This is a genomic window from Mesorhizobium sp. M0184 (assembly GCF_040322215.1).
In the GTDB taxonomy this organism is placed as follows: Bacteria; Pseudomonadota; Alphaproteobacteria; order Rhizobiales; family Rhizobiaceae; genus Mesorhizobium.
Genome location: NZ_JAMYSZ010000030.1, coordinates 64,214 through 76,267, shown reverse-complemented (window position 1 = coordinate 76,267; position 12,054 = coordinate 64,214). Strand labels below are relative to the sequence as shown.

The window sequence follows — 12,054 nt, the reverse complement described above, 5'->3', positions numbered from 1 at the left end:
TCACAAGGTGTCCACCTATTTTGGTGGACACCTCATGCATCAGAGCACTCAACAGCAAAAGGTGCGGGGAAATTCGCGCTTACGTTCACTGGAACTCGACAGGCCCGGCTAAGGTCGTCACCTAGTTCGCTGGGACTACCGGCACCTCGATGTAGCGCCCGATCGATCGCAGGTATGCGATTATCTCTGCCATGAGGTGGTCGCGTTTGCCGTAGGTTTCGTCAATCAACCGCAACTGTGGTTGGATGGCCTCGCATTGTGCTGGCGGCAGATCAGCATCGCCAAACACATATCCAAAATGGCCGACTGCGCAGATGTTGCAACCAAGATCGACAACGGATTGCACAAAGGCGGGAATGTCTTTTTCCTGCATAGTCCTATTCGTCCTCATCCTCACCCACCCTCCAAATCGCGCGCCCCGATAAAAAATTGACATAAAAAATTCGACCCGGAAACTGGTTGCGTCGATCGCGGGCGGGCGACTACCCATAACCAAGTGGTTATAGGTGTATCATATATACCACATGTGGTAAATAGATCACAGCGCGGGATTTACCCTGATTGGTTAGGTAAACGGCCAATCGATCTGGGCACCTCGCATTCTGCACTCAACCACCCTCTAAAACCCCGGAACTCCGCCCTCCAGAGCGTCCACAAATGTTTACTTTAATGGCACATTCCGATTGACCGTACCCTTCGCGTACACTAAGGTCTGTCTATAAATGTCTTAGACAGAAGGGTACGGGTATGGGTGAACTGGTTGGTTATTGCAGAGTCTCAAGCCGATCGCAGGACTACCAGACGCAGGTGGACCGACTGACAGCCGCAGGCGCGACCAAGATATTCAAAGAGAAGCTCTCCGGTCTGGACGATGATCGGCCGGAACTGGCGCGCTGCCTCGAATACGTACGTGATGGTGATACCCTTATCATCACGAAGCTCGATAGACTGGCGCGCTCGACGCTGCATCTGCACAGGATCGCGGACGAACTGGAGCGGAAGGGTGTAGCCTTCAAGGTGCTGGACGATCCCAGCCTTGACACCACCACACGCACCGGACGCTTGGTCTTCTCCATCCTTGCCAGCATCGCGACCTTTGAGACCGAGCTACGGAAAGAACGGCAGATGGAGGGCATCGCCAAGGCGCGCGCCAAAGGCATCACGGGCGGACGGCCAAAGCGGCTGGACGATGCCACAGAGGCCCGTGTGGCGGCTCTGAGGGCTGACAACGTATCGATCCGCGCCATTGCCAAAGAGATCGGGTTCTCCAAGGCCACGGTGCAGAAGATCATTGCCAAGCAGACAGGCGAGGCAGAGGCAAAGGCCGCATAGCCATCACGTCATCACCATCCACGACAAGGCCCGGCAATCGTCCGGGCCTTTTGCTGTCCGGCTTGTGGTTCGAAAAGGTTGAGTGAAGAGCGTCAAACACCTCAACGCGCGTCCAGACATGGGTGGCGCGGGCGTCTTCTATTGCCTCGATATTTTGAAGCATTAATCTCTCAGAATGCGAGGAGGGACCCGACCATACGGTATCACCGCCTGTAATTAGGTCGCCCTAGTGAGCTTGTTGGTACTAAATTCGGGTTCTGTATGAGTTTAGTCTTCACTCAACCCTTCTGCACTCAACATAAATACTTAAAAGACCTTCTAGATATCAACTCCCTGACCAGCGGCATGTCATTAGAGACTGGCCAATAAAAGGTTGAGTGCAGAGAGCTAATGCACGAGTCATGCAGAGAACAGCTTGGTTAATCGCACCACCATTCCCATATATCTGAGGCACCACCCATTATTTTTGGGCCGCTGTCAAGCTTTTCTTGACAGACCGTATTGTTCTCTGTACTATTAGCACACTCGGACATTCGACTTGCATTGGTAATGCACGTCGCCGGCTGGTAGCCGCTGCCGTCTCGATCCCCCAATTATGAGAACCACATTGGCTACGTGCAAAAATTCTATGCGCCCAAACGGCAGCATCAGTAAGAGCATCACGCTCCCGGATCATTTGGTTGACTACATTGACGCGCTGGCGCTGAGAGACCTCGTGCCATTCACAGCTGCACTGCGTCTTATTGTCCAGCGGGACGTTATTACAAGCGGCGGCAAAGTGGAGTCTTTCGTATGACTATCGGCAAAGAAGGCGTCAGCCACAATAGATTTGTGGTGTCCATCACGAACTCGCAGTTAAAGTTCGTCAACCGCCAAGCCGCGGTCACCGGGCTTGGTCGCGCGCACGTGGTTAGGATCGCTCTCGCCCTCTTGCAGGCCAAGGTAGAGCGCGTCACGGCAATAGAGAGGGCCGTGGAAGCCAACGAAGGGCCTTGCTGACCATGACCCGCCCGAGAAATGATTTCCAGCGCATTGGAATCTTCATTCCTGAGGCGATGGATTGGCGAATTGATCGAGCATGCGCCCGCGACAATCTTGACAGAGGTGATCTTTTGAGAGCCGCCCTCGATCAGTACCTCACTCGATCGGAACAGGGGGTCCACGACAATGGACCCGCATGATTATGAAATCCGCCGAGTATTTATCGCCCTGCATGAGCACATTCTAGCTCGCACCGATGAAGCCGCGCGCGCCGCCGCTCTTGAAAGGCAGGAATGGATAAGACGGGCGATTCTAGAAAAGCTCGCCCGCGATAACTTGAAAACCAAAACGAGATAAGGGCTCATACTATGAACTCCAAACAGGCCGAACTGCTCCAGCTTCACGGACTCACTGAACAGACTCTTTCGTCAGCGAATCCCGATATCAAACTGGAATTCGCCAACCGCGATACGCCCGCCGTCGATCCAGAGCCCGTTGTCGAAATGAGTGCTCTTCAGCGGGAGTATTTGGGCGATCGTGCATTGTCCGAAATGACAAAGTCTGACCGCGAAAACCTTGATTGGCTCGGCACGTTCATGCCGAAAATCGTGGAACCGACCGAAGCCGTCGAGACCAAGCCGATGCCGGAAGCACCGGTCGTCGTTAATGCACAAAGTGTTCTCGATCACTCGCTTATCAAGGACCTCTCACCAGAGCGCCGGCTCACCCTCGCTCGCGCGCTGGAAATCGTCCAGCGTGGCGCTCGGATTGGTGACGGTGCAGGGCGGCTACTGTCAATTGAGGAAGCGAAGATTAACCTTGCACCGTATGTCTGGCGGAAGCGCTAAGTCGGTGCAGGATCATCGACCGAAACCGATCGAGTTTCCTTCCCCGACGAAGCGGAACCAAGAAGTAAAACAAAGAGAACGTGTGTTTCGCTGGACACCCCGCCGGCGAGACCTACACGGCGGCGGCTGGTGGGGTCCTTTCGCCAGTCGCCGCACCGAAATCCCTCGAAAGCGCGCTATCCGTTTTCGAGGAGCCCGGCTGGCCATTCCGAGAGCAGACACTTTCGCTGTTGGCCGGGCACCTAATCAACCGATCCTCGAAGCTTAGGCATAGACTTCGAGGTTCCGGCCACCTTGCCGTTCCCCCTCCCGGCAAGGTGGCCGAGTCCTCAGCCATAAGCCTCCGGCGCGGTGCGCCTCACTCCCGACAGTAACCAACGAATCCGCGCCGATTCCGGGCGCACGGGAGCAGGCTATGGCCGATCGCATTCGGATTAGAATCGAAAACTGGTTGACCGCAAACGACCGTGGCGTTCTTCGCCACACGATCGCACCGGCCATTCACATCACCGCTTCGACATTACAGCCGGTCGAACTGCCGTCGTGGAATATGGGCGGCCATATCATCAACGTCAGGGCACTCAAAGGCAGTGCATTTGTCGAGGTCGGCAACGATGCCGATGCGTCGGCATATGACCCCGAGGGCCGGGGTAAGCTCCTCATCGAAGGAGAAAGCGATCGGTGGCTGGTCCGGCCTGACAGCTATATCATGATCCACGAGTGGAAAGAGAAAGTACCTGACACAGTTGGTCCTCCGCCGCGTCACCGCTGCCGCTGGGCGGCAGGGAGTCGCGCGGGGTAATTCACCGCTCTTGCCCCTCACGGAGGGAGCATGGCAGATACTATGCCTTGTGGGATTCCCTTGCGGCAACAAGCGATCACGTTCTGCTAATGTTCCATCTATGGGGTTTCTGGGGATAAAAGTCCATTCTGGCGGTACCCAGCCGAAGGGGAATGGCCGCGCGACCTTTCAGAGATCAACAAGATTACTCGCTCGGAGGCTGTAGATGGTTTCATAGTAGCCTTTGAGCATTGCAAAGCGCACATACTGCTCGGGAATCCGGTAGCGAAGTGCGAGTTGGTAGTCGGTCACCGTGCCATCATCGTAAGCAGCTTTATGATGGCTTCGTAGTTCGATTGGGAAAAGCGTCTCTACGGCGACGATCTCAGCCATGTGTTCAGATACATGCGGAGGGAAATCTTCCAACGAAGCGTAGGTTGGCGCCACAAGCATTTGCCCGAGCTTCATCAGGTTTTCCATATCGACGACTCGGCTTGCCGCCGTGTCGTCGATAAGACAGTGGCACATCTCCTTAACAAGCACGAACCTCTGCCAGCAGAAATTCAGGCTTGAATTATATTGAACTCGCGCATAGTCGCCCTTGCCTGCGTACACCCCTAGATGGCCGCGATAGAACTCCACCTTGGCTAAAACAGTTTGGCTATCATAGTCGAACTCTTCCCAAAGGATGCGATCCACAACCCCTCGCTGCTCAATGAGGGGGCGCAAGAGATCAGCCTTGATGGGCACGTCAACCAAGCCGTGTGCATTCCGGTAGTCTGTCAGCAATGATGGTAAGAGAACACCGAAAATGTCCGCCACTTAAAACCCCGCGTAAAAAAAAGGAGCCGATTCGGCCCCTTTTTACTTACTTGACGAATAGTCAATTTAGAACGCTGCGTCAAACCTACGAGTTTCGCAATCGCCGTCTAAGGCGTTGATAGCCCGAAATCCGCCTGCCGCTATTGTGTCGTTTATTGTGTTCACGTCCTTGATCAGATCGGCAAAACTTACCTTGCCTTTGTCCAATACGAAAAACTTTACGTTCTCAAGCCCCTGGTCGAAGGAAGCTTGAAAGCGTTCTTTGAAACGCTTGGTTTCTTCGTGCATGACTTCCCTCCTTTCATTCAAAATGGTCGCCATGTGTGTCCGCTAACGTGCATGCGTTCATATCGTTGCAGTGTGACAACGTTATGGCGCTGTACACGCTCACACGTTCCGCCAACATACGTAGGCAACACTTAACGTCAGTTAAAGATGCAATTGTCAAGTCGGCGTCGGTTAAAACCGATAATGGGGTTATGATCGTATGCGCCGGTTAACGCGGCTTTCTGGCTTTGGTCGCTTTGTCGTCGTCGTGCGCTTTCGCGTTTGTTGAATACGTTTTCGCCGCCAGCTTCTTCAACACGCGGTCAAAGGCTTCCTCTGACAGGTCGGTCTAAGCTCGCGGGCGGCTTCCTCGAATTTTTCGCGTTGACTCTTTTCAGCTTTGGCAGATTGGATTGTCTTATGACCTCGGGGGATGATCTACCGCAGCCCTACTTTATAGCCTATTTCGATGAGGCTGGGGACCCGGGAATAAAGACTGTGACACCCATCGATCCTAACGGAGCCAGCGAATGGTTTTCCGTAGGGTGCGCTGTGGTTCGCGCGACCAATGAGCCGAACCTGGTAGATCTCATTCGCTCGATCAAGGCCTCGATCTACTCAACGCAAAGCCCTGACCTTCACTTTCGTGACCTTGTCGAACACAAAAAGAAGCCGGTATGCGATGCATTGGCGGCTTCGGACTGCCGCATGTTCGTCGTCGTCTCTAACAAGAAGAACATGCGAAAATACCGCAACCCGCATGCCGAAGCGGTTTCACTGCACCCGAACAATTGGTTTTACAATTATTGCATCCGCGTTGTGCTTGAACGGCTAAGCGAGTGGTGCGCGGCTAGGTCCATCTTGGAAACCGGAGAGCCGAAGCACGTCAAGTTGGTGTTCTCCCGGCGCGGCGGACACTCATACCGTCACGTTGAAACCTACACTCATTTGCTGGCTAAGCAGTCCGAAACGGGCCGTATTTATCAGACGGCCAGAGTGCCAGACTTCCGGGTCCTCGATCATCGACTGATTGAGGTTATAGACCACAATAAGAGTGCTGGTTGCCAAATCGCGGACGTGGTGGCCAGCTCTTTCTTTCAAGCGGCAAACGCCGGCACCAAACGCTGGAATACAGAATATGCCGAGGCGCTGAAACCCCGAATTGCCTCGAACAAATTCGGCTATTCAAATTTTGGCGTGACGCTTCTACCGTGGCGAAACTGGTCTCTGAATCTCACAGACGCCCAAAAGAAGGTGTTTCGATTCTACGGCTATTTTATATGAAAGCGGCGGGTCCCGGCCTCGTTGCCATCGGGGGCTTGTAGGCCACCATCCAGTGGGCGACCGTCCGTCCGACTGCGGCATCTATGATACCGCCCGAGGGTACTCCGGCGTACCCCGCCGACAAAGATACTAATCCGAAGGAGCGAAAAAAGCAAACCGAATCAAAAGCTTACTGACATTTGGCATAACCCATTGAGCAGACTCACTTTTTTCGACGGCGCTCATATCAACGCGAACAGGCGGCTGGAATATCGCGATGACTACACCCCTGAACCGGATGGTCGGGCAGGTCCTTCCTGCTTGCCCTCATGGCGATCCTCATCATGTCGTCAGTCGGTTGGCTGTTCGTCTGAATCCAACCCTGTCTCATCCACCTTCTTCACAGGTGGCAGCTTGATTTTCTTAAGCGCCGCCAACTTCATCGACAGATCGGGGTGATAGTATTTGTCCGCCTCATTTCGCGGTGCGTGGCCCTGCAATTTGTCCACATCGCGGGAGTCGATTCCAACTCGCGACGCTTCGGTTTTGAACCAATGCCGCAGGGCATGGTTTGGAGCCTTGCGAGGGTCTGTGAAACCGTTCTCGCGTATCCAAGCGCCTAGGTGATTTGAGACACCTTTGGACGCGTGTTTTTTATCCGGATCGCCAGACGACCGCCTGTAGAACAGCGGCCCATCGCCTTTGCCCTTCACGAAGTTTAGAAAGCCGTCTGCAATCAACTGTGGATGGATAGGAACCGTTCGTTCCGAAATCTCTTCCTTGATGCTGCCTGCGTCCGGGGCGGGCTTGATGTCCAGATAATGGATACCGTCCTGTTCCATGACATAGCTGCCCTGTAGCTGCGCGACCTCGCTGATCCGCGATCCCGTTTGCGCAGCCAGCCATGGCAACCAGCGCTTTGCAGGACTGGTTTCGCCCCTCGCCAGTTCCAGCAGCCTTGCGACTTCATCATTGTTGTACGGCAGCCTGCCTGTGCCCGCCTTCCTACTACCCGCCGACTTGACGCCGAGGCCGGGATTGACCGCCACAAGCTTGTTGTTCACGCCGTAGGCGTAGATCGTTCGGACACAGGCGAGATAGCTGGCATTGATTGTCTTCGCGGTCTTTCCGGTTACGACCAGATGGTCCTTCCACTTGATCATGTCCTCCGTCGTGATTGAGCCGGCATCGTCGGCCTTCTCAGGGAAAGCAGCCTTTAACGATCTAATGATGCCGCGCCATGTCGATAGGGTGCTGGCGCTCGGTTTGGTTTCCGCCTTCCATTTGTCGAAGAGGGCGTCCAGCGAGATTGGAGGCAGTGCAGGAGTGGTTGAGGCAGGGATGGATGCAGATGTCTGGGTCAGCGCTGGCGCAGTCCTGTGTCCCTCCAGATCACCGGACAGACTGTTTTGCAGGGCCGCTATCTCGGAACGCGCCAGCGTCAACGCAAGCGCCACATGAGCCCTGCGATCGAGGCCGGGCTGACGCTCCAATGCAAGCGCCAGAAGATCACCCATGTCGCCGGTGTCGACCATGCGCTTAAGATCGGCGATGCGATCTTCCGACCGCTTGCGAATTATATAGCCGACGACCCTATCGAGATCGCCTTCAGCCATCAGCTTGTCGAAATAATTGAATTGATCGGACTCAGAAAACTTCTGCGATGCGCTGCGCCAGAACTCTTTCGGCTCGGCTATTGCTGCCTCGTACAGATCGGCGCGAACAGTCAGTTCGCGTTCTGCAATCTCGCGACCGTATTGCCTGCCGAGATCGGCGAAGGACTGCGGAGTAAGTGCAGGCATGGGAGCTTCGGCAACAGCCTTCGTCTTGAGCGTTGCCCGATGGTCATCGAACTTCTGCTTGATCGAGGCGACCTTGGCGTGAAGTTGCCGACACGCTTCGGTGTAGTCCCCAGTCTTGAGGGACTCCTTGTGCTGCTTCCGGCCGTAGGACTCCACGATGTCCAGTGGCACCCGAACTTGGGCGTAATATCGACCTTTGATTTTGATGAGACCGGTTGGCGCGTTCATGTCTTCCATCCCTTGAATGTACCCGAGTTTGTACCCGAGTCGAGACAGAAAACCCTTTAGAACCGGACCCTTAGAGTGATATCAATCACTTAAGGGGTTGATGGTGCCCAGAAGAGGACTCGAACCTCCACTCCTTGCGGAACACGGACCTGAACCGTGCGCGTCTACCAATTCCGCCATCTGGGCTGGTGCGCGCTCATTAAGCGGGCGAGGGATGAGTGTCAACGCGCTTTTTTGAAAGCCGCGTTCCTTCTCCGGCTCAATGCTCCAGCACTTCCTTCGACGCCACCGTGGAATCGGCGTTGAGCGTGTAGATGATCGGCACACCGGTGCCGAGCTCGAGCTTGACGATCTCCTCGCCCGATTTGCCGTCCAGCGCCATGATCAGCGCGCGCAGCGAATTGCCGTGCGCCGCCACCAGCACGGTGCCGTCGCGCAGCACATGCGGTTGCAGATCGTGCAGGTAATAGGGCCAGACGCGCGCGCCGGTGTCCTTCAGGCTTTCACCGCCGGGCGGCGGCACGTCATAGGAGCGGCGCCAGACATGCACCTGCTCCTCGCCCCATTTCTTGCGCGCATCATCCTTGTTGAGGCCGGAGAGATCGCCATAGTCGCGCTCGTTCAGCGCCTGGTCGCGAATGGTCTCGAGATCGCTCTGGCCAACGGCGTCGAGAATATGCTGGCAGGTCTTCTGCGCCCGGATCAGCGACGACGTGAAGGCGATGTCGAACTTCATGCCGCGCGCCCTGAGCTTGGCGCCGGCCGCCTTGGCTTCGGCATGGCCCAGTTCGGTCAGGTCGACGTCGCGCCAGCCGGTAAATAGGTTCTTCAGGTTCCATTCGCTCTGGCCGTGGCGCACGAGCACGAGAGTTCTCGACATATTTGCTCCTTCAAATCTTGTGGATCAGCCAAATCTTGTGGATCAGCCAAGTCTGTGGATCAGCCAAGTCTGTGGATTAGCTTGTCAGGCCGAGCACATCCCGCATCGAATAGAGGCCCGGCTTGCGGCCGCGCGCCCACAGGGCTGCCTTGACCGCGCCGCGGGCAAAGATCGCCCGGTCCTCGGCATGATGGGCAAGCGTGATGCGCTCGCCGGTACCGGCCAGCACCACACTGTGGTCGCCGACCACCGAGCCGCCACGCAAGCTGGCGAAACCGATCGAGCCTGCCTTGCGCACGCCGGTATGGCCGTCGCGCACGCGAACATCGTTGCCGGCAAGTGCTACGCCGCGCCCGGCAGCGGCGGCCTCGCCGAGCAGCAGCGCCGTGCCCGACGGCGCATCGACCTTGTGCCGGTGGTGCATTTCCAGGATCTCGATGTCGAAATCGTCGGCATCGAGCGCGCGCGCCGCCTGCTCAACCAGCACCGCCAGCAGATTGACGCCGAGGCTCATATTGCCTGACTTGACCACCGTCGCGTGCCGCGCCGCCGCCGCGATCCTGGCATTGTCTTCAGCCGAGCAGCCGGTGGTGCCGATGATATGGGCGATGCGCGCCTGCGCCGCGTAGCCGGCGAATTCGACGGTCGCCGCCGGCGTGGTGAAATCGAGCACGCCGTCGGCCTTGGCGAAGGCCGGCAGCGGATCGTCGCCGATCGCCACCTCGAGCCTGCCGACGCCGGCCAGCTCGCCGGCATCCCTGCCGAGATGGGGCGAACCGGCCCGCTCGATGGCGCCGGCGACGCGGGCGCCCGGTATCGTGTGGATGGCGCGGATCAGCGCCTGGCCCATGCGGCCGGCCGCACCGACCACCACCAGGCCCATTTCACTGACGGTCGGCTTGTCGCTCATGAAAGTCTCCCGGTCGCCTTTTTCGCGCGGACATTTTGCGCCGCAGTCTGGATTGGCTTGCCGTCGTCGACAAGCCCCAGCCCCTTCCTGCCTTGCACCCGGTGGAACCGGGCATAGACGCTGTGCGGGTCAGCCATCAGCGAGGCATGCGTGCCCTGTTCGACCAGCCGGCCCTGCTCCAGCACGATGATATGGTCGGCATTGACCACCGTTGACAGCCGGTGCGCGATGACAATCGTCGTGCGCCCTTCCATGACATGGGTCAGCGCTTCCTGGACGCGGGCCTCGGCCTCGTTGTCGAGCGCCGAGGTCGCTTCATCGAGCAGCAGGATCGGCGCCTGCCGAACGATAGCGCGTGCAATCGATACGCGTTGGCGCTGACCACCCGACAGCGTCACGCCGTTCTCGCCGACGGGCGTGTCGTAGCCTTGCGGCTGCTGGCGAATGAAATCGTGTGCCGCGGCCTGTTGGGCGGCGCGTTCAATCTCTGCGTCGGTGGCGCTCAGCCTGCCGTAGCGGATGTTGTCGCGGATGGTGCCTTCGAACAGATAGGGCTGCTGCGATACATAGGCGATCGAGCCGCGCAACGAATGCTTTGTGACCTTTGAAATGTCCTGGCCATCGATTTCGATGCTGCCCGACTCGACGTCGTGGAAGCGCTGCAGCAGCGCAACCAGCGTCGTCTTGCCGGCGCCCGAGGCGCCGACGATGGCGGTCACCTTGCCGGCGGCGGCGACAAAGCTCAGGTCCTGCAGGACCGGCGCCTCTTCGACATAGCGGAAGGACACGTCGTTGAAGCGCACTTCGCCAGAGGTGAATTTCGCCTCGGCGGCTGCCGGCACGTCACCTTGCTGCGGCTCGAGGTCGAGAAGCTCGTAGATCATGCGCGCATTGACCAGCGACTTTTCCATACCGACCTGCATGCGCGCCAGCCGCCTGGCCGGATCATAGGCAAGCAGCAGGGCGGTGATGAAGGCAAACACCGCGCCCGGCGGCTGGCCGCCGACGGTCGCCCGGTAGCCGGAATAGGCGATGACACCGGCGACGGCGAAGCCGGCCAGTATTTCGGAGATCGGCGTCAGCCGTTCCGAGACGCGGGCGATCTTGTTTGCCCGCTGCTCGGCGCCGGCGACGAGGCCGCCGATGCGGCGCGACAGCTCGTCTTCCAAGGTGAAGGCCTTGACGATAGCGATGCCTTGCGTCGCTTCCTGCATGGCGCCGATCAGCCGCGAGTTGATCTGCACCGATTCACGGGTGATGCGACGCACCCGGCGCATCAGATAGGTCACACTGTAGATCAAGGGCGGGCCGATCAGCAGCGACATCGCCGAGAGCATCGGGTCCTGCCAGATCATGACGCCGACTAGCGCGACAAGCGATACCGCATCGCGCGCCAGCGATGTCAGCGTCATCGACAGGAGATCGCGGATGCCGTTGACGTTCTCGTTGATCTGCGCGGCGAGCCGGCCCGAGCGGGTGTCGTTGAAGAAGCTGACGCCGAGCTTCATCAGGTGGTCGAAGATGCGGCGTTGATAGCGCGCCACCAGATTGTTGCCGATCTTGGCCAGCGTCACTGCCTGGCCGTAGCTGGCCAGCCCGCGCAGCATGAAGGCGGCCAGGATCGACACGCTGATCAGCGCGATAAGATCGCCGCGCTGTTGGTAGAAGATCTGATCGATGACATCCTTCATGATCCAGGCTGTGAAGGCGGTTGTCGCCGCGATCGTCACCAGGCAAAGCACGGCAAGAGCATAGTACCAGCGATAATCGCGGCTGTTCTCGGCGATGATGCGGTGGATCACCGCCACGATCTCGCTGGGACGGACTTTCCCTTTGGTTGGTGCTGGAAGTGTCAAGTTGGAGCGCTTTGTGGTTTCGGTCCGGCCGGGCTGCAATTCGGCAACCTCTTAACGCTCCAATGGCGGCTTGCCTATGGCCGG

General features: G+C 57.7%; 14 protein-coding genes and 1 tRNA gene. 7 read left to right on the top strand and 8 right to left on the bottom strand.

Annotation, left to right across the window (positions count from 1 at the left end):
• Window positions 1-121: 121 nt before the first annotated feature.
• Window positions 122-373 (bottom strand): Y4lK-related protein, encoded by a 252-nt coding sequence (locus tag NKJ23_RS27695; protein ID WP_352683743.1) that lies wholly within the window; start codon window positions 371-373, stop codon window positions 122-124.
• 374 nt (window positions 374-747) lie between these two features.
• Between NKJ23_RS27695 and NKJ23_RS27690 the strand changes: the two genes are divergently transcribed.
• The 6 genes from NKJ23_RS27690 to NKJ23_RS27665 all read left to right on the top strand — a co-directional run bounded on the left by NKJ23_RS27690 (window position 748) and on the right by NKJ23_RS27665 (window position 3,963).
• Window positions 748-1,332 (top strand): recombinase family protein, encoded by a 585-nt coding sequence (locus tag NKJ23_RS27690; RefSeq protein WP_352683741.1) that lies wholly within the window; start codon window positions 748-750, stop codon window positions 1,330-1,332.
• 792 nt (window positions 1,333-2,124) lie between these two features.
• Complete coding sequence (locus tag NKJ23_RS27685) at window positions 2,125-2,331, top strand: hypothetical protein (RefSeq protein WP_352683739.1); 207 nt, start codon at window positions 2,125-2,127, stop codon at window positions 2,329-2,331.
• 2 nt (window positions 2,332-2,333) lie between these two features.
• Entirely contained in the window at window positions 2,334-2,513 is a 180-nt protein-coding gene (locus NKJ23_RS27680) for a ribbon-helix-helix protein, CopG family (protein ID WP_352683748.1), read from the top strand.
• Window positions 2,500-2,670: a hypothetical protein gene (locus NKJ23_RS27675; RefSeq protein ID WP_352683737.1), complete on the top strand. Its 171-nt coding sequence runs from the start codon at window positions 2,500-2,502 to the stop codon at window positions 2,668-2,670. Before NKJ23_RS27680 ends, NKJ23_RS27675 begins: the two co-directional genes overlap by 14 nt.
• Before the next feature lie 11 nt (window positions 2,671-2,681).
• Window positions 2,682-3,161: a hypothetical protein gene (locus tag NKJ23_RS27670; protein ID WP_352683735.1), complete on the top strand. Its 480-nt coding sequence runs from the start codon at window positions 2,682-2,684 to the stop codon at window positions 3,159-3,161.
• 415 nt (window positions 3,162-3,576) lie between these two features.
• Window positions 3,577-3,963, top strand: coding sequence for a hypothetical protein (locus tag NKJ23_RS27665; RefSeq protein WP_352683734.1), 387 nt, complete (start codon window positions 3,577-3,579; stop codon window positions 3,961-3,963).
• A 168-nt stretch (window positions 3,964-4,131) separates the two neighbouring features.
• Here the strand turns inward: NKJ23_RS27665 and NKJ23_RS27660 are convergent, their stop codons facing one another.
• Together NKJ23_RS27660 and NKJ23_RS27655 are read right to left on the bottom strand one after the other, a co-directional pair.
• Window positions 4,132-4,764, bottom strand: a complete 633-nt coding sequence (locus NKJ23_RS27660) for a hypothetical protein (protein ID WP_352683732.1) — start codon at window positions 4,762-4,764, stop codon at window positions 4,132-4,134.
• Window positions 4,765-4,830: 66 nt separating this feature from the next.
• Window positions 4,831-5,052 carry a hypothetical protein gene (locus NKJ23_RS27655; protein ID WP_352683731.1) on the bottom strand — a complete coding sequence of 74 codons (222 nt, stop codon included), beginning with the start codon at window positions 5,050-5,052 and terminating at the stop codon, window positions 4,831-4,833.
• A 399-nt stretch (window positions 5,053-5,451) separates the two neighbouring features.
• On the opposite strand from NKJ23_RS27655, the gene NKJ23_RS27650 reads away from it, so the two are divergent.
• Window positions 5,452-6,315: a DUF3800 domain-containing protein gene (locus tag NKJ23_RS27650; protein WP_352683729.1), complete on the top strand. Its 864-nt coding sequence runs from the start codon at window positions 5,452-5,454 to the stop codon at window positions 6,313-6,315.
• Window positions 6,316-6,644: 329 nt separating this feature from the next.
• On the opposite strand, the gene NKJ23_RS27645 is transcribed toward NKJ23_RS27650, so the two are convergent.
• The 5 genes from NKJ23_RS27645 to NKJ23_RS27625 form a co-directional block, all read right to left on the bottom strand.
• Window positions 6,645-8,324: a DUF6538 domain-containing protein gene (locus NKJ23_RS27645; RefSeq protein ID WP_352683727.1), complete on the bottom strand. Its 1,680-nt coding sequence runs from the start codon at window positions 8,322-8,324 to the stop codon at window positions 6,645-6,647.
• 101 nt (window positions 8,325-8,425) lie between these two features.
• Window positions 8,426-8,510 (bottom strand) — tRNA-Leu (locus tag NKJ23_RS27640).
• Between the two features lie 73 nt (window positions 8,511-8,583).
• A complete protein-coding gene (locus tag NKJ23_RS27635; RefSeq protein ID WP_352683725.1) occupies window positions 8,584-9,204 on the bottom strand; it encodes a 2,3-bisphosphoglycerate-dependent phosphoglycerate mutase in 621 nt (206 codons plus the stop codon).
• 76 nt (window positions 9,205-9,280) lie between these two features.
• The gene (gene dapB, locus NKJ23_RS27630; RefSeq protein WP_352683723.1) at window positions 9,281-10,114 is read right to left on the bottom strand and encodes a 4-hydroxy-tetrahydrodipicolinate reductase; all 834 of its coding nucleotides are present in this window, start codon (window positions 10,112-10,114) and stop codon (window positions 9,281-9,283) included.
• Window positions 10,111-11,970 carry an ABC transporter ATP-binding protein gene (locus NKJ23_RS27625; RefSeq protein ID WP_352683721.1) on the bottom strand — a complete coding sequence of 620 codons (1,860 nt, stop codon included), beginning with the start codon at window positions 11,968-11,970 and terminating at the stop codon, window positions 10,111-10,113. Before NKJ23_RS27625 ends, dapB begins: the two co-directional genes overlap by 4 nt.
• Between the last annotated feature and the right edge of the window lie 84 nt (window positions 11,971-12,054).

Coding starts and splice junctions, on each gene's coding strand:
- NKJ23_RS27680 (WP_352683748.1), top strand. CDS start 2,334: ATGACCCGCCCGAGAAATGATTTCCAGCGCATTGGAATCTTCATTCCT.
- NKJ23_RS27695 (WP_352683743.1), bottom strand. CDS start 373: ATGCAGGAAAAAGACATTCCCGCCTTTGTGCAATCCGTTGTCGATCTT.
- dapB (WP_352683723.1), bottom strand. CDS start 10,114: ATGAGCGACAAGCCGACCGTCAGTGAAATGGGCCTGGTGGTGGTCGGT.
- NKJ23_RS27645 (WP_352683727.1), bottom strand. CDS start 8,324: ATGAACGCGCCAACCGGTCTCATCAAAATCAAAGGTCGATATTACGCC.
- NKJ23_RS27685 (WP_352683739.1), top strand. CDS start 2,125: ATGACTATCGGCAAAGAAGGCGTCAGCCACAATAGATTTGTGGTGTCC.
- NKJ23_RS27690 (WP_352683741.1), top strand. CDS start 748: ATGGGTGAACTGGTTGGTTATTGCAGAGTCTCAAGCCGATCGCAGGAC.
- NKJ23_RS27635 (WP_352683725.1), bottom strand. CDS start 9,204: ATGTCGAGAACTCTCGTGCTCGTGCGCCACGGCCAGAGCGAATGGAAC.
- NKJ23_RS27665 (WP_352683734.1), top strand. CDS start 3,577: ATGGCCGATCGCATTCGGATTAGAATCGAAAACTGGTTGACCGCAAAC.
- NKJ23_RS27655 (WP_352683731.1), bottom strand. CDS start 5,052: ATGCACGAAGAAACCAAGCGTTTCAAAGAACGCTTTCAAGCTTCCTTC.
- NKJ23_RS27650 (WP_352683729.1), top strand. CDS start 5,452: ATGACCTCGGGGGATGATCTACCGCAGCCCTACTTTATAGCCTATTTC.
- NKJ23_RS27675 (WP_352683737.1), top strand. CDS start 2,500: ATGGACCCGCATGATTATGAAATCCGCCGAGTATTTATCGCCCTGCAT.
- NKJ23_RS27670 (WP_352683735.1), top strand. CDS start 2,682: ATGAACTCCAAACAGGCCGAACTGCTCCAGCTTCACGGACTCACTGAA.